This window comes from Leptolyngbya sp. GB1-A1 (assembly GCF_039962475.1).
Taxonomy (GTDB): domain Bacteria; phylum Cyanobacteriota; class Cyanobacteriia; order Elainellales; family Elainellaceae; genus Leptolyngbya_A.
Genome location: NZ_JAMPLI010000015.1, coordinates 39,657 through 63,443 on the forward strand (window position 1 = coordinate 39,657; position 23,787 = coordinate 63,443).

General features: G+C 48.0%; 12 protein-coding genes and 3 pseudogenes. 11 read left to right on the forward strand and 4 right to left on the reverse strand.

Going from position 1 to position 23,787, the window contains the following annotated elements; genetic code table 11:
- Positions 1–4: 4 nt before the first annotated feature.
- From NDI45_RS15735 to NDI45_RS15750, 4 genes and pseudogenes are all read left to right on the forward strand, one after another.
- Entirely contained in the window at positions 5–931 is a 927-nt protein-coding gene (locus NDI45_RS15735) for an ABC transporter permease (protein ID WP_348247884.1), read from the forward strand.
- 2 nt (positions 932–933) lie between these two features.
- The gene (locus NDI45_RS15740) at positions 934–1,773 is read left to right on the forward strand and encodes an ABC transporter permease (RefSeq protein WP_190790557.1); all 840 of its coding nucleotides are present in this window, start codon (positions 934–936) and stop codon (positions 1,771–1,773) included.
- Positions 1,760–2,004 (forward strand): annotated as a pseudogene (locus tag NDI45_RS15745) (hypothetical protein); the annotation flags it as partial. The gene NDI45_RS15740 and the pseudogene NDI45_RS15745, both read left to right, overlap by 14 nt.
- Positions 2,005–2,087: 83 nt before the next feature.
- A complete protein-coding gene (locus NDI45_RS15750) occupies positions 2,088–3,017 on the forward strand; it encodes an NmrA/HSCARG family protein (RefSeq protein ID WP_348247885.1) in 930 nt (309 codons plus the stop codon).
- A 634-nt stretch (positions 3,018–3,651) separates the two neighbouring features.
- Here NDI45_RS15750 and NDI45_RS15755 read toward each other — a convergent pair.
- Positions 3,652–7,236, reverse strand: a complete 3,585-nt coding sequence (locus tag NDI45_RS15755; protein ID WP_348247886.1) for an NB-ARC domain-containing protein — start codon at positions 7,234–7,236, stop codon at positions 3,652–3,654.
- Between the two features lie 483 nt (positions 7,237–7,719).
- Between NDI45_RS15755 and NDI45_RS15760 the strand changes: the two genes are divergently transcribed.
- From NDI45_RS15760 to NDI45_RS15780, 5 genes and pseudogenes are all read left to right on the forward strand, one after another.
- Positions 7,720–8,628: a hypothetical protein gene (locus NDI45_RS15760; protein ID WP_348247887.1), complete on the forward strand. Its 909-nt coding sequence runs from the start codon at positions 7,720–7,722 to the stop codon at positions 8,626–8,628.
- 229 nt (positions 8,629–8,857) lie between these two features.
- Complete coding sequence (locus tag NDI45_RS15765; protein WP_348247888.1) at positions 8,858–9,838, forward strand: aldo/keto reductase; 981 nt, start codon at positions 8,858–8,860, stop codon at positions 9,836–9,838.
- Between the two features lie 649 nt (positions 9,839–10,487).
- Positions 10,488–10,893, forward strand: a pseudogene (locus tag NDI45_RS15770) (response regulator); the annotation flags it as partial.
- 67 nt (positions 10,894–10,960) lie between these two features.
- Positions 10,961–12,211 carry an ergothioneine biosynthesis protein EgtB gene (gene egtB, locus NDI45_RS15775; protein WP_348247889.1) on the forward strand — a complete coding sequence of 417 codons (1,251 nt, stop codon included), beginning with the start codon at positions 10,961–10,963 and terminating at the stop codon, positions 12,209–12,211.
- Positions 12,212–12,280: 69 nt separating this feature from the next.
- Positions 12,281–12,781 (forward strand): GNAT family N-acetyltransferase, encoded by a 501-nt coding sequence (locus NDI45_RS15780; RefSeq protein ID WP_348247890.1) that lies wholly within the window; start codon positions 12,281–12,283, stop codon positions 12,779–12,781.
- A gap of 219 nt (positions 12,782–13,000) precedes the next feature.
- Here the strand turns inward: NDI45_RS15780 and egtD are convergent, their stop codons facing one another.
- Together egtD and NDI45_RS15790 are read right to left on the reverse strand one after the other, a co-directional pair.
- A complete protein-coding gene (gene egtD / locus NDI45_RS15785) occupies positions 13,001–13,987 on the reverse strand; it encodes an L-histidine N(alpha)-methyltransferase (protein WP_348247891.1) in 987 nt (328 codons plus the stop codon).
- A 489-nt stretch (positions 13,988–14,476) separates the two neighbouring features.
- Positions 14,477–14,666, reverse strand: a pseudogene (locus tag NDI45_RS15790) (hypothetical protein); the annotation flags it as partial.
- Between the two features lie 112 nt (positions 14,667–14,778).
- Here NDI45_RS15790 and NDI45_RS15795 point away from each other — a divergent pair.
- Complete coding sequence (locus tag NDI45_RS15795; protein ID WP_348247892.1) at positions 14,779–16,269, forward strand: NAD(P)/FAD-dependent oxidoreductase; 1,491 nt, start codon at positions 14,779–14,781, stop codon at positions 16,267–16,269.
- Between the two features lie 126 nt (positions 16,270–16,395).
- The gene (locus tag NDI45_RS15800) at positions 16,396–21,801 is read left to right on the forward strand and encodes an AAA family ATPase (protein WP_348247893.1); all 5,406 of its coding nucleotides are present in this window, start codon (positions 16,396–16,398) and stop codon (positions 21,799–21,801) included.
- A 650-nt stretch (positions 21,802–22,451) separates the two neighbouring features.
- On the opposite strand, the gene NDI45_RS15805 is transcribed toward NDI45_RS15800, so the two are convergent.
- Entirely contained in the window at positions 22,452–23,780 is a 1,329-nt protein-coding gene (locus NDI45_RS15805; RefSeq protein WP_348247894.1) for a response regulator, read from the reverse strand.
- Positions 23,781–23,787 lie beyond the last annotated feature (7 nt).

Genomic DNA, 23,787 nt, shown 5'->3' on the forward strand with positions numbered 1-23,787 from the left:
GATTGTGACCAAGCAACTTCCGATTTCCCCTCGGCGATCGCGCGCCCGCTGGCTGCCTCAAGAAACCAGTCTCCTGAAATATTTTTGTCTTGCACCTGCCGTTATTTACGACAGCATTCTTTTCCTGATGCCCCTGCTCTTTCTCGTCTGGATTGGATTTTGGAGCGTCGAAAATTATCGAGCAGTTCCCGGCTTTTCTCTGTCGAATTACCTGGATATTTTCAGTCAATTCTTTGCACGGTCGCGCTATGGCTATGCGATCGCCCAATCGCTCTGGGTCGCTTTTACCACAGCAGCACTCGGTATTCTGCTGTGCTATCCCTTCGCGATGGCATTAGTGTTTTTAGTCCCCGAACGACTTCAGAGATTGCTTCTGGTACTGGCAATTACGCCGTTCTGGACAAGCTATATTCTCCGCCTTTACGCCTGGCAAACCATCCTCAACAATAACGGCTTGCTCAATTCGCTGCTGGTGCAACTGCACTGGATCAAAGAGCCATTGCAAATCATGTTTACTCAGTGGGGCACTCGCATTGGTTTGCTGCACTACCTTGCCCCGATTATGATTTTGATTCTCTATCTGGTGCTGCGAAACGTCGATCGCACCTTAATGGGAGCAGCTCGTAATTTAGGAGCAACCCAGTGGCAAACCTTCTGGCGGGTCGTGCTGCCGCTCAGCAAGCCGGGAATTGTTTACAGCGCAGTTTTTGGTTTGATTATCAGCCTGGGGGATGTGCTATCGGGTACGATTCTGGGCGGCGGTACAGGTCAATCGATTTTGGGAAAATTCCCTCTATTCTCGACCATCATCCTGAACGAGTATGCGGCTTCTACCAATTTGCCGCGCACTTCTGCCCTGGCAACCCTCCTGATTGGCATCATGATTGTGATTTTGGTAACTGGATTTAAACTGGCTGAATCGGAGCAGTGAACATGAGCGCACCGCAGAAACGGGGCATTGACTTAGGGCTGGCGATCGCGGGATGGGGCTACCTGCTAATAGGATTTATTTTTCTGATGCTGCCGATTGTCACCCTGATTGCGTTTTCCTTTGAAGATGCCCGTTTTCCAACTTTGCCCTGGGCAGGATGGACAATGCAGTGGTATCAGGAATTGCTGACGGATGGTCGATTGCTGCAAGCCCTTCAGCGCAGCCTGATTGTGTCACCCCTGGCAGCGGCAGCCGCAACGGCGATTGGCTTCTTTGCTGCCTACGCCCTGAATCGATTTGACTTTCCGGGCAAGAGCTTCTTGTCTACGCTATTCATTGTGCCGATTCTGGTGCCGCCCTTAATCCTGGGGGTCGCATTTCTGGGACTACTATCTCGTCTCAATCTGCAAGGACAAATCCTGAGCGTCTTCCTTACTCATGTCGTCATTCTGATGCCGACCGCGATCGCGCTAGTCAGTCTACGCTTGGCTCAAATGCCAAAAGATATCGAAGAAGCCGCCTGGAATTTGGGCGCGAATGAGTGGCAGGCACTTTACCGCGTGATTCTACCCTGGGCAATTCCGGGAATTGCGGGAGCCTGGTTGCTAGCATTTACTTTTTCCTTTGATGAATTTATCATCGCCTGGTTTGTATCAGGGTTTGAACCCACGCTACCCGTGTCAATCTATACCTTCCTGGGTGCCAATCTTAGCCCTTCGCTCAATGCCATTGGAACGATCGTGTTTGGCATCTCTGTTGTGCTGCTGATTGGGGTAGAACTTTTATTGCTTCCTTTGTTGCTGGAGGGGCGATCGTCTATGTCGAAAGATGAGACGGCATAGTCCTCGGGGTGGAGATAGACCCTATGCCTCCCCCAGAGAAGTCCGTCCAACTTTGACCTTTTTCAATGAGTGCTGCCAATTGTTTCAATCGTTATTTCCCGAAGCGCGGAGCTTTGAAGCCTTCAAGTTCTTGCACTCGGGGCTAATCTCAGACATCAAACGTAAATCTCTGCCTGCCATTGCCATAGCAGTGGGGCTTGATGACCTCAAAGTCTGCATCACTTCCTCACCGCATTCTCTCTGATGCCATTTCCCTGGAACAGCTTTTCCTCAAGGACTAAACTGGGTTATAGAGCATTGGAGGGTGTGCGAAGATGAACGCTTCAAAGTCTGATGCTGTAGGGACAGCAATCGGTAAAGTGTTATTGATAGGGGTAACTGGGAGAACAGGCAGCAATGCAGTCAAAGGATTGCTTGAACAAAATGTGACTGATCTGCGGGCTGTGACTCGTAAAGTTGACCTTGAGCGTCCTTCCCTGTTGAAATTGCATAACAGCGGTGTTGAGCTAATTGAAGCGGATCTCGATGATGAGTCTTCATTAAAAGCAGCCTTTACAGGGATTTCAGCCGTTTACTGCCATGGAACTGCTGCAGATTCTGCCAAGCCTGACTCACAAGAAATTGCAAGGGCAGAGCGAGTTGCACAAGCTGCTAGGCAAGCTAATATTAGACATTTTGTCTATAATTCTGCGGGAGGAGTCGATCGCAATTCTGGCATTCCCCATATTGAGCAGAAGCATCAAGTTGAGCAGATTCTAAAGCAAGCGAACTTACCTACAACAATGCTGCGAGCTTGCCTATTTATGGAAGAGTTCTGGAAGCAATACACCCGACCGTCTATTCTTAAAGGATCTTTTTCCTTTGCAGTTCAACCCGATAAGCCGCTGCATCTGATTACAACAAAAGATATGGGACGAGTGGCTGCCCATGTGATGAAGCACCGTTCTCAGTATGTGGGGCAAGCCATTGAGCTGGCTGGGGACGTATTAACCCCTAAGCAAATGGCAGAGGCATTTTCGAGAGCACAGGGAAGTCCTGTAATTTACAAGGAAATCTCTCCCTGGGTTTTCCTACTTCTATTTCGCAAATCGTTGTTTGATTTAATTCAGTGGTATCGAAAGCAAGGCTATCAAGCGGATGTTCTCCGTTTACGAGAAGCATTTCCCGGGCTTCTTACCACCTTTGCCCAATTTCTAGAAGAAACAGATTGGGCAAATTCACAATTGACATATCAAGATTTGTAGAGCTCAAAAATCTAGAGAGCCTATCTCTATTTTGCCTCAAACTCTCCTTCCTAGATTGACACTGCAAATCTAGAGGATTGTATAACAATAGGAAACGATCGCCGTTGAGGAAATTGTCAGAACTGATCCCTTTAACCGCAGATAGCCGTGGAAATTATTCGTGAAATTCGAGCCATGGGATTTGTAATTGAACGGGTGTTAGCCGATAGCTGATATGGGGAAAGTGGCGATGTCACAGGCGTTCTACATCAATTAAAGTTGCCTTATATTGTCCCAATTCGTTCCAATCATGGCGTGCTCATGCCAAAGGACAACGAGTGCGCTACAACTGCTGGCGTGCTTACGACCAACCTTTAGCCGGATAGCCCACTCAACGCCGTGATATCTGCGAAATCATCTTCGGGACTCGTCGCTCAGTCCGGTTCTACCAGATTACTATGGGCATGGTTAGAACAATGGTTACATGTTTTTCCAGTACCTGGACTCAAACGAGCCTTACATCAGTTAATGGATTGGATGGATACCTTCCAGATCCTTTCAATCCCAGACCTGAAAGCAGCTTGATGTGCCTTGAACGTCTTCTCTTCTATGGTAGTAACAAAAGAGGGATCGGAATGAGCCTCTCGCTCAAGATTCAATTTCCTTCAATTGCTCCCAGTGCCAATAATGTGATCCTTTGTGCTTCCGTTAAACCCCTGGCTCTGGTGATATTCATGCCTTCGTAGAGGTTTTTGGTCTTGAGAACCTTCAAACAGGTGCCTTGAGCCACGTCCCAAAGGCGAATCGACTCATCTCCGCTGCCAGTTGCTAAAAATTGACCATTCGGGCTGAATGCTACAGAGCAAACCTTTTCAGTATGTCCTTCAAGTGAATGCAGACACTGACGGGTTTGAGTATTCCACAGCTTGACTGTATTATCTTCGCTACCGCTTGCCAGGGTGAGATCAATTGGGCTAAAGGCAACAGAGCGGACTCGTCCCGTATGTCCTAGCAGTACGACAATGCATTCTCCAGTTATCACATTCCATAGTCGAACCGTATTATCTTCGCTACCGCTGGCAAGCCAAGTTGCATCTGGGCTGAAGGCAATCGATCGGACTCGATTTGTGTGCCCGATAAAGGATCTGAGGCATTCGCCAGTCTCAGCATTCCAGAGTTGGACGATTTCTTCTTCACCAGCACTGGCTAAAAGCAGAGGACGGCTTTGATCAGAAGCCACTGGGCTAAAGGCAATTGCTCTGACGCGTCCGGTGTGTCCTTCAAGAACTCTCAAGCACACCCCTGAAGGTACATCCCAGAGCCGAATGGTTCGATCGTCTCCAGTACTTGCCAAGATTCTCCCATCTGGACTGAACATCACAGACAAAACGCGTTTGGTGTGTCCTTCTAATTGCCTCAAGCATTGCCCAGTGCGGCAATCCCAAGTTCGAACAATTTTGTCACCGCTGCCGCTGGCAATCACATGACCATTTGGGCTAAAAGCAACAGACTGAATCCAATTGGTTTGTTCACGAAACGTCCGAACACATTCTCCTGTCTGAACATTCCAAAGCCGCAGTGCGTGATCTGCACTTCCAGCAATCAAGTGATTCCCATCGGGACTAAAAGCGACAGAACGAACCCAGCGAGCGCGACCTTGAAGGGTACGAAGACACTGCCCTGTATCCACGTTCCAAAGTTTGACGCTGCGATCAGCACTCCCGCTCGCTAACACGTCACCTTGAGGAGCAAAAGTAATACAGCGAACCCAGTTCGAGTGCCCCAGCAGGGTTTGTAGGTGAAGTCCGGTATCCGTGTCCCACAGTCTGACCGTTTCATCGGAGCTTGCCGAAGCCAGTCTTTTTCCATCCGGGCTGAAGCGCACCGATCGCACACAATCTGTGTGTCCACCCAAGCTTCTGATACATTCGCCCGTCATGACGTTCCACAGTTTAACGCTCATATCGGAACTGGCACTGGCAAGCAACTTGCCTTCTGGATGAAACGCAACACATCTCACCCAGTCGGTATGTCCGGTTAATGTTCCTAAACAGGCTCCTGTATTGGCATCCCAAAGTTTAATTGTTTGATCTTCACTGGCACTTGCCAAGAGCAGAGAATTTTGGGCTTCTGCAACAGTGTCTACTGCAACAATGTCTACTGAACGAACCCGATCGCTGTGACCTTCGAGAATCCTCAAACAGTCTCCCGTTTCCACATCCCAAAGGCGAATGGTTTGATCCGCTCCAGCACTGGCAACCCATCGTCCCGTTGGGTCAATTTTCACCGATCGAATCCGGGCGCTGTGTCCACGACAAACCCTTAAACATTGACCGGTTCGAGTGTTCCAGATTCTCAGCGTATAATCACCGCTTCCACTAACCATTAGGGATTTAGTCGGATGAAACGAAACCGATCGAACCCAATCTTCATGTCCTTGAAGAATCAAGCAAAGTTTAGTGTTTTCAACCTGCCACAACCGTACTTCTCCAATGGCATCGCCGGTGGCGAGCAGTTTGCCATCTGGACTAAACTCTACAGCAGAAATGGGTCCCAGCGTTTCCGAAAAAACGGACTCGGTTAAATCCGCATCGGCAAAGTTCACCTCGTGTAACTTCACCTCAGGCAAATAAGCCTGACGAACGGTCAAACCAGAAAAATCATAGTTGGTCAAATCTGCTTTCAAGTAATAGAGTAAGTTAATGATATTTCCGGCTGTATAGCCCATCGTCAAATTATTTCTCTGCAAAGTTCCTATTAATCGGGTTAAATGTTCTACAATGCTCGGCGTGTTTCTGAGCCTTTTAAGGAGAGCACTCTCTAGCATTCCTAGAATTGTTCTGGTTTGAAAATCTCTTGCATAATCGACTGTTTGCGCTTTTATGAGTGCATGGGTCTGTAAAAGTCCTGGGCTTTGTGTGATGACTTCATTACAAACTTGTCTGCTGAGTTTGTCTATCGCGTATTCCATTACAACGGGCTGCAGTGTGAAAAACTTGTTCTGAGAACTCTCAATCAGCGATCGCTGCTGTAAATCCTGGATTGCTGCCAGCAGGTCTGCAAGATCGACCGGGGGTTCAAAGTTGGGGTATAACTCTTTCACGGAAACAGGCTCACGCTCGATCGCCAGCCAGTACATCACCTGCTTTTCTAAGCTTGAAAGTCCTTGAAACTGTTTATCCAGTAAATCACCAATTCGAGGTGGAATAAAGTTGCTTCCCTTGAGAAAATTGGAAATACTGCGCCCAAAAAATTGCTGAATGTTGGAGACTACAATTTTCAGCATCAGGGGATTACCCGTGTATCGTTGAACCAGGGTTCTTAAATCCTGCTCCGAATCTTCCAGTAAACCCTGATCCTGAATTAGCTGTTGGCTGACTGAGCTACTTAACCCTCCCAAGAGATACACCCGAAATCTTGCATTATCAAAGGTCACAAACTCATCCGGTCTTTTTCGACCCGCTAAAACGAAGCAACTATTGTGCCGTCCAGTCGCCACCCAGCTAAACAAGCTGCCGTAGTCGCTGTAGTTCTGGCGGTAATAGCCAGGGCGAACGTTCGGGTAGTCCTCTAGTTCGGGTCCATCCTGCAAAATAGTCTCAATATTATCCAGGACAATTAAGCAACGGTGTTCCCGTAAATACTGCTGAAGTCGATTGATGCTCAAATCGGTTGTTTCCTGTTTACACAAAACTTTCACCAGATCGACAACCAATTCAGTTAAGGGTGGAGCATTAATCAACGATCGCCAAATCACAAACTCAAACTGCTCCTGAACTGATTCAGCGAGCTTGACCGACAACGTTGTTTTACCAATTCCTCCACTGCCAATAATGGTAACTAAGCGATAGCGATCGGTCACAATGCATCTCGACAAATCAGCAAGCTCATCTTCCCGTCCATAGAAAGTATTAACTTCAGGAGCATCACCCCAATCAACCCTTTTCTCAGCATTCCCGAATGGGATGGGGGGACTGGGAGTTGTAAAATCTGCTGGGGTAAGTTCCAGAGCAAATACGGCAAATAATTTTTTGATTGAATTGCGATCGCTCTTGTCTAGATCCAGAACCCTTGAAACCGTTCCAGCATCAAGGTTGGCACGAGCAGCAAGCTCTTCGATCGAGATGCGCCTGACTCCTTCTAGAACAGAAGCATTTTGAATTGCTGCTTCAAGCTTGTGCCGACCTTGCGTCGTCAGAATGAGGCCGCGTCTTCTTCGTCCAGGGCTGCCAAACGTCATCGAGGTTTACGAGGATAAACTCCAGCTTGGGAACTCAAGGTAAATCTTCAGGAAATAGAGTGATTATTCCTGATTCTAAGCTAAATTCAAAAGCGTTGACTTGAGGGTTTTACAGCAATTGGGGTAACCCATCCTGCTGCCGATCGCATTCGCATTAATACAAGCTCCAGTGATATGAGCGTGTTGTCGCCAACATCGCTGCGGCTTGACCTTAACTTCGGGAACCTGGAGTTAAGCTCGATTTCCGGAAGATAATGGTTTTTCCTGATCTGAAATATGCACTGTTATTTCAGGTGCAAATTCGCTCAATTCTAAGTAATCGCATGAGTTGCTAAACCAATACAGCAACTCCTTTAAGTTCTTTTTTAACTCCCAGATTTTCGCTAGAAGCCAGCCGAATTCTGTCATCTAATAAAACTCACAACCTCGATCCATGAGGGAAATGAGGACATGATCTGGGATGCAGTACCTCGACTGTTCAGAATGAGCATTACAACCGGACTGACATTTGCGGCTATTGCAGCGGTTATTCCGGGATTGATGGGATGCTTTATCGCTACGGATGCTTACTTGCGCCAACAGTCTAGACAGCAATTCGAGCGGGAGCAGCAGGCGATCGCAAACACTGCCTTTGCTTTGGAAACAGCAGGAGATTACCAGGGGTGTATTGCTCAGGCAGAGCAAGTGTCATCTAAAGCAAATGTTTACTGGGCAACACAACTCCACCTGAGAAACTGTCAAACCAAGCTTGCAATGTTTCAGCTTGCACAAGCGAGACAAAACGCAGCACAGGGAGAATTTGCTCAGGCGATCGAAGCAGTAAGCCAGATTACAGTGGGTGCAGCCCAATACAATGAGGCACAGCAACTCATCCAGCAATGGTCAGAACGGATTTTAGAAATTGCATGGAGCGAGTACTGGCAGCCGATAGATCAGCTTGATCAGGCTTTGACAATCGCAGGCGCAATTCCGGTGAACAGCCCAATCTACCCCAAGGCGCAGGCACAAATGCAGCAGTGGCGGCAACTCTGGGCTGATAATCACCAGCACTGGTTCACGGCTCACGCAGCCCTGAATCTGGAGCAGTTCGATGTCGCATTAATGCAGGCTCAGCAAATCAAGGAGCATCCCTTCTGGGCCCATAGCCGAAGTTTGCTGATTCAAACGGTGGAAGAAAAACGACTTCAGCAGCAGTACGAAGACATCTGGAACACGGCTGAGCATCTGCTCGCACAGGGAGAACCCCAAAACGCGATCGACACTGCAACTCAGTTGCCTAACACCTTTCCCTGGGGCGAACGCAAGCGGCAAGTAATCGATCGAGCCGAAGCAAAACGGCGACAAGTCATCCTGTGCCAAAGCCTTTCACTGGGATTGCTCAACTGTTATTAGGTCGCATTCTATTGAACATGCATTACAAGTAAGACCTAGGGGGCGGTTCAGGTCATCATGATGACTTTTCAAACGTCTCTTAAACAGAAAAGTCGCACCTCGTTGAGCAATGCTTCTTGGATCAGTCCTGCGGCAGGGTTTCACTCAAGGTAGAAGCAGGATTGTAGAGGGTGCTATATCCTGTAGAGTGCCTGAAACGTTGGAGTCTCCTTTAGGGACAGAATCTTCTATGCAATATATGCGGCTGGGCAATACTGGGCTCAAAGTTTCGCGCATTTGTCTCGGCACCATGACCTACGGCAGTCCCCAATGGCGGGAATGGGTTTTGCCAGAAGAGGAGAGCCGTCCCTTCATTGCTCGATCGCTGGAAGCAGGCATCAATTTCTTTGATACGGCGGATATGTACTCGCTGGGCGAAAGCGAAGTGATTCTAGGACGGGCATTGAAGGAATTTGCTAAACGGGAACAGGTGGTGATTGCCACCAAAGTGTTTAATCCCATGAGCAACGACCCCAACGATCGCGGTCTGTCGCGCAAACATATCTTCGATAGCATTGATGCGTCGCTGCAACGGTTGCAAACGGATTATGTAGATCTGTACCAGATCCATCGCTGGGATAACGAAACGCCGATCGAAGAAACGCTCGAAGCCCTGCACGATCTGGTGAAACTGGGCAAAGTTCGGTACATTGGTGCATCCAGCATGTATGCCTGGCAGTTTGCCAAAGCCTTGTACCTGGCAGATTTCCACGGCTGGACGCGCTTTGTCTCGATGCAGAATCATTACAACCTGGTGTATCGAGAAGAAGAGCGGGAGATGCTGCCTTTGTGTCGAGCAGAAGGAATTGGTGTCATTCCCTGGAGTCCGCTGGCACGAGGATTTCTGGCAGGCAATCGGCAGAAGGAAACGAAGGGTGAAACCACGCGTGCCAAAACCGATGACTTTGCTCATCAGCTTTACTATCAGGAATCTGATTTTGAAGTGGTGGATCGTGTCGTTCAGTTAGCTCAGGAGCGCGGCGTGACTCCGGCACAAATTGCGCTGGCATGGCTACTGCATCAACCGGGCATCACGGCTCCGATTGTTGGGGCAAGCAAAATGCATCACCTAGAAGATGCGATCGCTGCTCTCGAAATTGAGTTAACCGACGCAGAGTGCCAGCGATTGGAAGAGCCTTACCAACCTCATCCCATCCTAGGACATCGCTAAAAACGAAGGGGCTAGCTTCGTATCCCAGAGCAATGAGTGAGGAATTGGGTTCAGACGTTGAGCACCCAGTGAGAGGGTGGTTGGGAAACCCGATCGAACAAAGCCATCGGGAAATAAAGCAACGTGACGATTCAAGGCTTGGCTTTGAAGTGATTAAAAGCATTAAACGATTTTGTCAAGCACTGGTTATCTCCAAAGCTTATTGCGCCGTGGCTCTAACTTCAGCAGGTCACAAAAAGAAGCATTAGAGATTGCAACGGCTGAAACCGATCGCACCATCCGGCTATTACAGGATTGACTAAATCTGGCAAGGGCCGATAGTGGTCATTTACACTTCCATAAAGAGAAATTTGTTGAAGTGATTTAGTACATGAAATTGCTGAGTTAAGCCAACAATGTATCCATCATTCGACTGAAATTGAGATAAATCTGAATATCTATATCAAAACCAATTGCGATCGTTTGGCACAAATACTTATGAACTTAATTGATAATGCAGTTCAATCCTCAGAGCCGCAAGCACCGATTATAATAAAGCTCACCCAGGCTAAAACTCAGACCATGGTTCAAGTGAACGATTCTGGCTGGCATTCCTCTGGCGCAACAGGCGCGCATCGTTGAGCGTTTTTATTGTTACCCTCCCCAGTCTATGAGTTCCTCTATTCTTTTGATTGAAGATGAAGCCAAGCTAGCACGCTTTATTCAGTTGGAGCTAGACTGCGAGGGTTACCAGACCACCGTTGCCCATGATGGTTTGACCGGACTGACTGTAGCGCGAGAAACCGCTTACGATTTGATTGTGCTGGATTGGATGTTGCCCGGTTTAACAGGATTGGAAATCTGCCGTAGACTGCGATCGACTGGCAACAAAGTACCAATCATTCTACAGCCTTGTTCAGGCGATTGAAGTATAAAAAATCGGGTGCAGGGGCTGTGCCTTACAGGAGTGAAAAACGCGGTATTCACTGCAAAGGACGAAGTGGGCAATCGGGTTGTGGGGCTGGATGCAGGAGCGGATGACGATTTGGTGAAACTTTAGCATTGAAGAATTGTTGATCGACTATAACCAGTATTTGAAAAACTCTACTAAATTAATTGATCTATCTACCTTAGAAGCCGCTAATGTTTATCTCCACCTCACAACAAACTACAACCCAATTCCTGACCTGCTTGTATCAACAGGTGCGCCAGCTTAGTGAACAGATTGGTCAGCCCTTAGCGATCGAAGACTACGGTATTCAAAGTATGCCCGATGTCAGCCCTCCTAAATGGCATCTGGCGCATACAACCTGGTTTTTTGAAACCTTTGTGCTGTTGCCCAACTTGCCCGAATATGAGGTGTTTCATCCCAAGTTTGGCTACTTGTTCAACTCCTACTACGAAGCCATTGGCGTTAGACACCCTCGCTCTGAACGCGGATTGCTCTCTCGTCCCACCGTCGAGGAAATTTATCGCTATCGAGCCTATGTGGATGACGCGATGCGATCGCTCCTCTCGCAGCCTGAATTAGCCCCCCTAATCAAGCTGGGATTGCACCACGAACAGCAGCACCAGGAATTGCTGCTTACGGACATTAAACACATCTTCGCGATCAATCCTCTGCGTCCGGTCTATCAGCAGAACCGACTCACCGCACCGCCTCCGGTCGCTGCACAGGAACAGTGGTTAGATTATCCGGGCGGGCTCTATACGATCGGGCACGACAGCTCAGACTTCGCTTTTGATAATGAATCTCCACGGCATCAGGTTTATCTGCAAGACTACTGGCTGGCAGCGCGGTTAGTCACAAATGGAGAGTATCTGGAATTTATGCAGCATGGCGGCTACAGTAAGCCGGAATATTGGCTGGCAGAAGGGTGGACAATCGCTCAAACGCAACAATGGCAGGCTCCGCTGTACTGGGAGCGGATCGACGGCGACTGGTGGATGATGACGCTGAGTGGAATGCGTCCTGTGAATCCCGATGAGCCAATCTGTCACGTGAGCTATTACGAGGCGGATGCCTACGCCCGCTGGGTTGGGAAACGGCTCCCTACCGAAGCCGAATGGGAAGTGGCTGCAGCTCAAGTTCCAATCCAGGGAAACCTGCTCGAAACGGGGCAGCTTCACCCTATGACTGCGATCGCCAGTACCCGACCGGATCAGCTCTTTGGCGACGTATGGGAATGGACGCAGAGTGCTTATTTGCCCTATCCCCGCTATCAGCCAGCAGCAGGAGCAGTGGGAGAATACAATGGCAAGTTTATGTGTAATCAAATGGTGTTGCGGGGCGGATCCTGTGCCACCGCTCACAGCCATATTCGCGCCAGCTATCGCAATTTCTTTCCGCCTTCTACACGCTGGCAGTTTTCCGGGATTCGCTTGTGCGAGTAACGACGCAATACCAGTCATGATGCAATAAATAATGCAACGGATGATCACCCTCAATTCCGTGGAGTTCTCATGATTCGACTCGCAACATCTGATGACACGGCTGCTCTGATTGCCCTGGCAGAGGCAACCGGACTATTCCAGCCAGATCAACTTGATGAGGTTAGCGCAATGCTGGGGGATTACTTTGTCAACCATGACAACAGCGATCGTTTCTGGCTCACCGATGCCGAAGAAAATGACGGACTCCTGGGAATTGCCTACTGTGAAATGGAGCGGATGACCGAAGGGACATGGAATCTACAACTGATTGCGGTTCGACCCGACCGTCAGCGACAGGGACGGGGGGCCGCCCTACTCAATCATGTTGAACAACGGTTAGCAATAGGCGGCGGGCGGATACTGCTCGTCGAAACATCGGGGCTGCCAGACTTCGATCGCACAAGAGCGTTTTATCGGAAGTGCGGCTATGGCGAGGAGGCACGCATCCGCGACTTTTATCAAACGGGTGATGACAAAATCGTTTACCGCAAGGTGCTAGCGGCTTCAATTAATGCTCACCCATCTGTCTAGCGGTTGGGCAAATAAGCCGCGTTTCTTGCCGCCCTTTTCAAAGGTTTCATCGGGTTCCACGACCACCCAATTTCCTGCGTAAGAAATAATGAGGAACTGCCGAACCGCTCCAATTTCTGTCTGAATTTAAAGTCCCCCATTGATGGGAGATTTAGAGGACTGCCCAGCAATGTCAAACTCAACAATTTAGACTCAGTTCAGCAACGCTACTCCAGCAGGTTATTGTCGCTGACACAATAGCAGAGCGAACCACTTCTGAGGATCAGTCCAGATGTGTACTGAGTTGAGCGATCGCTGTTTCAGGTCAACGGTCAGGGTCGGCAAGTCAAACTTACGAGAGATTTCAGTGTGGATCGTTTCTTGTGCATAGAACGAAGTCTGGTAGCCCAATTTCTGCAGCAGCACCTTTTGCGGTTTTAAGCTGATGAGGTGCATCTCAATCTGATGCCGATGAACGTTATAAAATGCGGAATGGGCAAATTGATCAATCGCAAAATTCCCCTGAAAGCGATCGTTGAGATGGTGCAGAATATTCAGGTTAAATTCCGCCGTTATGCCCTGAGCATCGTTGTAGGCAGCTTCCACAATCTCGATCGGCTTTTGCAAATCAACGCCCAGCAAAAAGAAATCCCCCGGCTGCAAGCTCTGTTGAATTTGGGTGAAGAAGCGATCGCACTCCTGCGGATTCAAGTTGCCCAACGTACTGCCCAAGAAAATCAGCATCCGCCGATCGAGCTGTACCGGAGGCAAATTCGATAAAGCCTGCTCATAGGTTCCCACCAAGCCGCACAGGTTCAGCGTAGGGTATTGGCGCAGCAGCATGGGTGCAGTATCTTGAAGGATGCCCGCACTCACATCGATTGGGGCATAGTGTAACGGATGATTGAGCTGCTGATATGCCTCCAGCAATAAGCGAGTTTTACGAGAGCTGCCACTGCCCAGTTCGACCAGTTCGCAAGCCCCCGTTGTCTGCGCGATTTCCAAGGCACAATCTTCCAGAATTGCCTGCTCTGTGCGAGTTGGATAATACTCCGGCAGATCGCAGATTTGCTCAAACAGGGCCGAACCGCGATCGTCATAGAAATATCGGCAGGGCAGGGTTTTCGGAACCTGCTGCAATCCCTGAATGATATCAATGTCATGAACGACTGCTTCGGTTGGAGCGACTTCAATCCAGCGAAGACGGGAACTTTGCTCTATTGGCATACAAGCAATCTCCTGCTCGAATTTGAAAAAACTGCGTTTATAGAAAGCGACTGTTTATAAAAAAAGAGGCGGGAACGATAGCCGCGATCGATCGCCTCCTGCGTCCACCCGCCCAGGTTAAAATCCTATAGGGGGCTGTAGTCAGTTGCAACGATTGGAATGTCACCAAACACATTCATCGAGCTGATACAAAGGTTACCAGTAGAGTCACAGGAAAAAACATGAACTGCTCAAAAAAATGTTGAGCTTAAATCTCATTGCGTTCACCTTCTAAGCAATCAATCCATAAATATACCGATGAACCTTTATTGATAAATCTATAGCGATAGCTATTGACAAATCTATAGTGATAGATTCTGAACTCGGAGAAATGAGATTGTTCCTAAAGCTTTTCTGAAAATTTCTCGTATTATCTCAGAAGAACTAAATTAATAAAGCAATACGACCAATCTCATCGCAAATTGCTCGATGCGACATCCGAAGCTTTCAGTGCGATCGAATGCGGTTGTCCAGTTCTAGTGCGTACCTCAAGATCCAACGATTGATTATGGATGATCGAGTGGTTCACCTCTACACCCCGTTCCTGCATCATCTCCTCCAGATCTGGGCAGCTTAAGGCATAGCGGCAGTACTACCGAATGTTGAGCAGGATGATTTCAGGCTCTTCCCACCCTACCATCACTTGTTTTCTGCAACACACCCATCCGTTTACCCGGTTACTAGCTGCTAGCTCAGTGAAGTTTGCTATTCTCAGGGGTAATCACTTCGACGGAGTGGAATCATCAAAAATTATGCAAATTCCTTCAGGCGATATCAAAACCGTTGCGATTGTTGGCTGCGGTGTGGCTGGATTAACAGCCGCGAGATTTCTACAAAACGCTGGATTGACTTGCGAGATTTTTGAGAAAAGCCAGAAATTGGGTGGAGTATGGGCGGCAGGATATCACGCCTTTGGGCTGCAAGTTCCCCGTTCGTTCTATGAATTTCCTGACTATCCCATGCCCGAAAACTATCCTAATTTGCCATCGGGTGAGCAAGTTTGGGCCTATCTAGAAGATTACGCCCATCATTTCCAGATTTTCGACAAAATTCGTTTCAACTGTATCGTTAAGCAGCTTGAACCAATTCCTGAAAATCGCTGGATTTTGCACTACGCGAATCAAGATACCGGGGAAACAATTCAAAAAGAGTTTGATTTTGTGGTTGTTTCTACTGGACTTTACTCTAACCCCTACATTCCTCCGATTCCTAACCGAGAAGTTTTTTCTGGCAAGGTTTTGCACTCCTCAGGCTATCAATCACCCGACCTGCTGAAGGATCGCAAAGTTGTAGTTGTGGGATTTGGCAAGAGTGCCTTAGACATTGCCACCGATGCTGTGCAATGGGCAACAGATGTCACTTTAGTTTTCCGTAATGCTTACTGGCCTGTTCCCCTGCGGGTGTTGGGACTGATTGACTTTAGAGTGATTTTCTTAAATCGTTTAATCGGTGGATTTTTACCGCTCTATCAACGTCCCTACAAGTGGGAGAAAAATTTCCACAAATATTTTTCCGGGCTGATTTGGGGCTTCTGGCGGTTTGTAGAGCGTTTATTGCAGTTGCAGTATTCACTGAAGGAATCCAACTCTACCCCATCTCATCCGGCTGAATCAGGGGTGTTCGCGCATGGTTTTATCCCACGCAACGAAACCTACAAATTGATGCGTCAAGGCGCAATTCAAGTGCAACGTACCACGATCGAGCAATTTACACCCAGTGGCTTAGATTTGGCAAACGGGGTTCACTTGGAGAGTGATGTTGTCATCTTTGGCACAGGTTGGCAGCCCAACTACAGCTTTTTGCCGGCAGCATTTCAATCCACCGTGGATGAGGATGGAGCTTATCTTTACCGCCATATGATTCACCCTGACTTACCGGGTTTGGCATTTATCGGCTGGGCTTCGACATTTTCCAATTCGCTCACGACCCACTTAGAGGTTATCTGGTTAATTCATTTGCTCAAGGGCAAGATTCAACTGCCTGAGCCTGAGGTGATGTGGAAGGAAATCTCCCAGATGAAACATTGGAAACGGAGCTTTATCCCGCCTGTTGCTGGACGCGGTTCGCTGCTGCAAACGCACATGTGGCATTATCACGATGAATTGCTGGGTGATCTCTCGATTAATCCGTACCGCAAGTCCAATCCGATCGCTGAATGGCTTCAGGATTATCGCCCGGCTGATTACCGTGATCTCGTGACGGAGATGGCTTCTTTGACGTGGGAAAGCCAGGTAAAGCCATAATGCTGCGAGATTAGCATTGCCAGTTCATGACTACCCTCCTTCAAGCAGTAATATTGCTGCTACCGCAGTATTTTTCTTTGGCGGTGGGCATACTATGGAACCACTTATTGCCCTGAGGACTAGAACATGGATGCGATCGCTAATCTGTCTGGCTATGCCATCAGCGAACTACTCTACTCAGGTTCTCGAACTCTGGTTTATCGGGGGGTTCGGGAGAGCGATCAACATCCAGTCGTCATCAAATTGCTGCGGAATCCATTTCCTAGCCTCAGTGAACTCGTACAGTTCCGCAATCAATATACGATCGCCAAAAACCTCGATCTGCCTGGCATCATCCAACCATTGGCTCTGGAGTTTCATGAAAACGCCTATGCGCTGGTGATGGAGGATTTTGGTGCGGTCTCGCTTTCAGAATATCGAAAAACAGAAGGAGAAGGACAACAGGAAGAAGGCTTGTCTAGCTTCTCGTTGCCAAATTTTCTCTCCATTGCACTGCAACTATCCGTGATCTTGGATGGACTGTCTCGTTACCGAGTGATCCACAAAGACATCAAACCCGCCAATATCCTGATTCATCCCGTCAGCAAACAGGTTAAGCTGATTGACTTCAGCATCGCCTCGCTGCTACCCCGTGAAAGTCAGGAAATTCAGAATCCCAATATGCTGGAGGGCACCCTTGCCTATTTGTCTCCAGAGCAGACGGGACGGATGAACCGGGGAATTGACTACCGCAGCGATTTATACTCCCTCGGTGTCACGTTTTACGAACTGCTGACGGGGCAGTTGCCTTTTGTATCTGCTGACCTGATGGAGCTAGTGCATTGTCATTTAGCGAAGCAGCCCATTCCGCCGCATCAACTGGGTAAGGGGGCAGAGGAGATTCCAGAAGTTCTCTCCCAGATTGTGATCAAGTTGATGGCGAAGAATGCCGAAGACCGCTACCAGAGCGCATTGGGACTGAAGCATGATTTAGAAACTTGTCTCTTTCAGTGGAAAGAAACGGGCAAGATTGAGCCGTTTGAGTTAGGTGAGCGCGATGTATGCGATCGCTTCCTGATTTCTGAAAAGCTTTACGGTCGGCAAACAGAAGCAGAAACGCTCCTGGCTGCCTTTGAACGAGTCAGCACGGGCAGCACCGAAATGATCTTGGTCGCTGGCTTCTCCGGTATTGGCAAAACGGCGGTCGTGAATGAAGTTCATAAGCCGATCGTGCGTCAGCGGGGCTATTTCATCAAAGGCAAATATGACCAGTTCCAGCGCAATATTCCTTTTTCGGCCTTTGTTCAGGCGTTTCGCGATCTCATGGGGCAGCTACTCAGTGAGAGTGATGCTCAGATCGAGCAGTGGAAAACCAAGATTTTGGCTGCAATTGGCGAAAACGGCAAAGTGCTGATTGAAGTGATTCCAGAACTGGAGCATATCATCGGTGAACAGCCTGCCGTTCCAGAACTTTCTGGCAGTGCTGCGCAGAACCGTTTTAACTTAGTGTTTCAGAAGTTTGTCCAGGTCTTCACGATCGCCGATCATCCATTAGTGTTGTTCTTGGATGATTTGCAGTGGGCAGATTCGGCATCGCTCAAGCTGATGCAACTGCTGATGCAAGATACAGGTCATTTGCTAGTCATTGGTGCCTATCGAGATAACGAAGTCTCACCCGTGCATCCGTTCATGGTGACGATCGATGCGATTCAGCAGACAGGGGCAACGGTGAATACGATGACGCTAAAACCGTTGAGCCGCTTTGATGTCAATCAATTGATTGCCGATACGCTGAGCTGTGAGCTAGCAATTGCTGAACCGCTAACAGAATTAGTGGATCAAAAAACGCAAGGAAATCCCTTTTTCACGACCCAGTTTCTCAAGGCGTTACATGCCGAAAAGCTGATTACCTTTGACTTAGAGGCTCGGCATTGGCAGTGTGATATTGCTCAGGTGAGAGCGGCTGCCTTGACGGATGATGTGGTTGAGTTTATGGCGCTTCAGCTACAGAAGCTGCCTCCTGAAACGCAGGAAGTCTTAAAGCTAGCCGCCTGTATTGGTGCCCAGTTTGATCTCAATACATTGGCGATCGTCCTGGAAAAATCCCAGACAGACACTGCAACCGATCTGTGGAAAGCTTTGCAGGAAGGGTTCATTCTTCCCACAACTGAAATCTACAAGTTCTTCACTGCGACCGAACAGGTTTCATTGACTGCATCCGTAAACGAATCTGTTGCCAACCCTCATTACCGATTTCTGCACGATCGCGTGCAACAAGCCGCTTATTCCCTGATTCCTGAATCGCAAAAGCAACAGACTCATTTGAAGGTTGGGCAATTGTTGCTGAATTCGCTCGATGCAGCAGGAATGGAAGAAAAGATTTTTGATATTGTGAATCACTTTAACCTTGCCGTTGATCTGATTGACGATCGAGCCGAACAAGAGCAGCTTGCCCAGTTGAATTTGACAGCCGGACGCAAGGCAAAGGCATCGACTGCCTATGAACCTGCGCTCAAATATTTACGCCAGGGAATCAAGCTACTCGCTCAGGATAGTTGGGCTGTACAGTATTCACTGACGCTGGATTTGTATGTGCAGACGGTTGAATTAGAGTATCTCAATACTAACTTTCCAGAAGCACAAGCCCTGTCTGACGTTGTTTTAGAACATGCTCAAACGCTACTGGATAAAACCCGAGTGTATGAGCTAAAAGTGCAGTTTTACAACGCTCAAAACCAGATGGTGAAGGGAGTTGAACTGGGTTTGGAGGTGGTTAAACAGTTGGGCGTTTCCCTTTACCAACTGCCTGAAAACCCAGACGGATGGACGAAGTTGCCGAGCTTCGCAGATTTAGATCAGATGCCGACGATGAGCGATCCTCACAAATTGGCAGCCTTGCGGTTGTTGATGGTGATCAATCCTGCGGCATTTGTCACTTCGTTTACGACCTATGCTCAGGTGATTCTGACGATGGTCAATTTGTGCCTTGAGCATGGCAACTCTGGGGTGGCGGCGATCGCCTATGGTCACTATGGCTTAATTCTCTGCGGCATGGGCGATATTGATGCAGGCTATCACTCTGGGCAACTTGCCTTGAAACTCCTGGAAAAATTTAGAGCGAATGAATTTAAGAGCAACGTTTACTGTCTGTTTAATGGCTTTACTCGACATTGGAAAGAACATGCCAAATACTGCTTGCTCCCCTTATTAGAAGGAATCCAGAGTGGGCTAGAAACAGGTGATATTGAATTCGCAGGCTACAACACATTTTTGTATTGCGACAAAGCGTTTAGCATTGGCCAATATCTGGAAACGATTGAACAAAAGCAGCGATTACATATCGATCTAATGGTGAAATTCAAACAAGAATTTACCATTTATCACAATAAGGTTTGGCATCAGTTAATTTTGAATTTTCAGGGATTGTCTCCAGAGCCAATTCGGTTAATTGGCGAGAGCTTCGATGAAACCGAAATGTTGGCGCATCTCAAAGCAACAAACAACGGTATGTCCCTATTTACCGCTTATGTTGCCAAAACAATGCTGGCTTACCATTTCGGAGACTATGCTCAGTCCTTACAGCATGCAATCACTGCGGTAGACTACGCGGGCGGTGGTACAGGAACCCTGGCTTTGGCAACTCACAACCTGTATCACTCCCTGGCGCTCCTGGCGTTGTATCCTGATGCTCCATTGTTGGAGCAGGAACAATATTTAGAGAAGGTAGCAGCCCATCAACAGGTGATGCAGAAATGGGCCGAATATGCGCCGATGAATCACTTACACAAATACTATCTGGTTGAAGCCGAGCGTCATCGGGTGTTAGGCAACTATGCAGAAGCGATCGCCCATTACGATCGGGCTATCAGCCTTGCGAATGAAAACGAATACGTGAACGAAGAAGCATTGGCAAACGAACTTGCCGCGAAGTTCTATTTGGCATGGGGCAAAGAAAAAGTTGCCCAGTCCTACATCATCGATGCTTATTATGCCTATGGTCGTTGGGGTGCTAAAGCGAAAGTCGATGATTTAGAACAGCAATACCCCAAATTACTAACCCTGATTCTGCAACAACGGCAGCAAAGCTTCACTTCGACTGAGACGATTGTATTACATACCGTTAGCACCTCTACCTCTGACAGCACCAGTCTCTCAGCAGCACTTGACTTGGGAAGTATCCTCAAAGCCTCTCAAGCTCTCTCTAGTGAAATTGAGTTAGAGAAGCTCCTTTCTGCCCTACTCCAGGTTGTGATGGAAAATGCCGGAGCCGACAGAAGTGTATTACTACTCCCTAAAAACGATCAGTGGGTGATCGAGGCGATCGCTCAAATCGGACAGCCTTCCATCATCCTAAAATCCCTGCCGCTTGACACCAACCAGGCAATTCCAACTTCTGTTATTAATCGGGTTAGGCATACCTTGCAGTCCCTGGTCATCAACCAGGCTGTTACCCATCCCACCTTTGCGGGAGACCCTTATTTCCTGAAACAGTTTCCCCAGAGCGTTTTATGTACTCCGATTCTTAATCAAAGCAGATTAATCGGGATTTTATATCTAGAAAACCATCTAACGGCGGGGGCGTTCACAGGCGATCGCATTGAAGTACTCAATCTCCTTTGTGCCCAAGCCGCTATCTCCCTGGAAAACGCTCGGCTTTACCAGCAAGCCCAACAGGCGTTGACCGATCTGCAACAAGCCCAACTGCAAATTGTGCAAGGTGAGAAGATGTCTGCTTTAGGGAATCTCGTGACAGGGGTGGCTCACGAAATCAATAACCCTGTAGGCTTCCTGAGCGGCAATATTAAGCCCGCTTTGGGATACATTCAAGATCTCTTTGGGTTGATCGATCTCTATCAACAAAAGTTTCCTAATCCAGATCTAGACATTCAGAATAAGATTGAAGCGATCGACCTAAACTACATTCGTAAAGACTTACCCGCCGCCATTGGTTCTATGCGGGAAGGCGTGAAGCGGGTTCAAGACATCAGTACCAGCCTCAGAACCTTTTCTCGTGCTGACAGCGATCGCCCCATTGCCTTTAACATTCACGATGGCTTAGACAGCACCATTCTGATTCTTAAACATCGCCTTAAAGCTAACGAAACTCGCCCTGAAATTGAAGTGATCAAAGAATACGGTCAGTTGCCTTTGGTTCAGTGCTTTGCCGGACAACTGAATCAGGTATTTATGAATCTCCTCAGTAACGCGATCGATGCAATCGAAGATTCCAATCAAGGGCGCAGCTTTACCGAGATCGAAGCCGATCGCAATCAAATTGCCATTCGCACGTCTATAACTGAAGATGGTCAGCAGGCTGTGATTCGGATTCAAGATAATGGTATAGGCATGTCTGATGAAGTCAAACAGAAGATGTTTGACCATTTGTTCACCACCAAGGCAGTGGGGAAAGGAACTGGATTAGGAATGGCGATCGCGCGTTCGATCGTCGTTGAGAAACATGCTGGCACCCTAGAAGTCAACTCAACACTGGGCCAAGGAGCAGAGTTAGTCATTACGCTTCCGGTCCAAGCAGCCGTTGCAACGCACGTATAACCCTACTCACCAGAGTACTCAATCGTGAACAGTTGAATGGGCAGCGTAAGCAACATATTTTGCAATACAGCGTTGTTCAATCCCGTAAGGTACGGGGGGTGTGGGGGCTTTCTCGCCGTACAGGGTTCTGCCCCTGCACCCCATTTTTTGTAATTCAATCGCCTGAACAAAGCTGTATTAGATAAGCTGAAAACCGAGAATTCGTTGAGTTCAACCAGGATATTTGAGCGCGACGTTTCAACGCTTCTGAACCTGACGAGTACAGACCCAGTTCAAGATGGACCTGAGCCAACGGCTATTTTGGGGACAGTGATTGCACTGGGGTTTGGGTCAGTTTTACGTCGGGGTAGCCGGAAGTAGCCGTCGATCGCTTAATGCAGCTACCTGCACCGGACGAATCAGCGATCGCCTAGGTTTTTCCGAAAGAGACTGACCGCCGCTGACTTTCGTCTGGAAAAACGCATTCGGCTCCAGGAGTTATGACCCTCGATACAAACGCGGCTTATCCAGTCGCGGGAAGCTTTCCTTAGCCGAAGCCATCGAGACGTTGAAAGCCGATGTGATAATTGTCCAGGATACTGAATTACGGCAAAGCAAATACTTGAATAACATCATTGAGCAGGAGCATCAGAGCATCAAGCCGCAAGAGGTCAAGCCGCAAGAGAGATTTGTTGTTGCATTGGAATTTCAATGACAAATTCTGTACCCTGTCCTGGTGCTGACTGGCAGTAGAGTTTTCCCCCGTGCTTCTCTACTACAATCTCATAGCTAATTGACAATCCTAATCCAGTCCCTTTACCTACTGGTTTTGTTGTAAAGAAGGGGTCAAATAACTTTGCTTTTACGTCTTCATCAATACCGAAACCATTATCAGCAATCCGAATCGCAATCCAGTTATTGCCGATAACCTCAGTACTAATTTGAATTCTACCGGGTTGTCTAACGCTATCTTCAAAGGTTCGGTGCTGGTTGTATTCCTCTAACGCATCAATCGCATTGGACAGAATGTTCATGAATACTTGATTCAGTTGACCAGCGTAACATTCAATGGGTGGAAGTTGACTATAATCTTTAACAATTTCGATCGCAGCGTGTTCTGGTGCCGACTTCAATCGATGATGCAAAATTGTCAGGGTACTATCAATTCCCTCATGGATGTCTACGACCTTAACGTCAGTTTCGTCGACGCGGGAGAAGATTCGCATCGATTTGACAATTTCATGAATGCGTTGTGCGCCAAGAGTGATTGAATTGAAAAGCTTTTGCAGATCATTCTGGATGAACTCGAGGTCGATCGCTTCCTTTTCTGCCTGAATGCAAGGAGTAGGATTGGGATATTCTGTTTGGTACAGATTCAGAAGTCCCATAACATCCTCAATATAGTCTTTGGCATGGGTGAGGTTGCCATAAATAAAATTCACTGGGTTGTTGATTTCATGGGCAATCCCAGCAGCCAGTTGCCCTAGACCTGACATTTTCTCGCTCTGAATCAGTTGAAGCTGCATCTGTTGCAATTCAGAGTAGGCTTTGCCCACTTCTACAATTTTTTGCTCTAACAGGGCATTTTTCTCTTCCAGTTTCTCAGTCAGGTCATTTAGCTTTAAGTGCAGCTTGATGCGAGCTAACACTTCTTCTTGCTGAAAGGGTTTTGTGATGTAGTCTACGGCTCCAAGTTGAAATCCTTCAACTTTATTTGCGGTGTCAGAGAGGGCTGTCATGAAGATGACGGGAATATCTTTGGTCTTTGGATTTGCCTTAAGTTGGCGGCAGGTTTCAAACCCATCAATTTCCGGCATCATCACATCAAGCAAGATCAGGCTGGGTAAAGCATATTTGACCCGTTCCAGAGCAATTTTGCCTGATTGCGCTACCCAAACTTCTAATCCTGCTTGATCCAGCGTATCAGACAGAACACCCAAGTTCGCAGGAACATCATCAACAATGAGAACGGTGGCATTTTGATCAAAGGTGGAGTTCATAATTTTT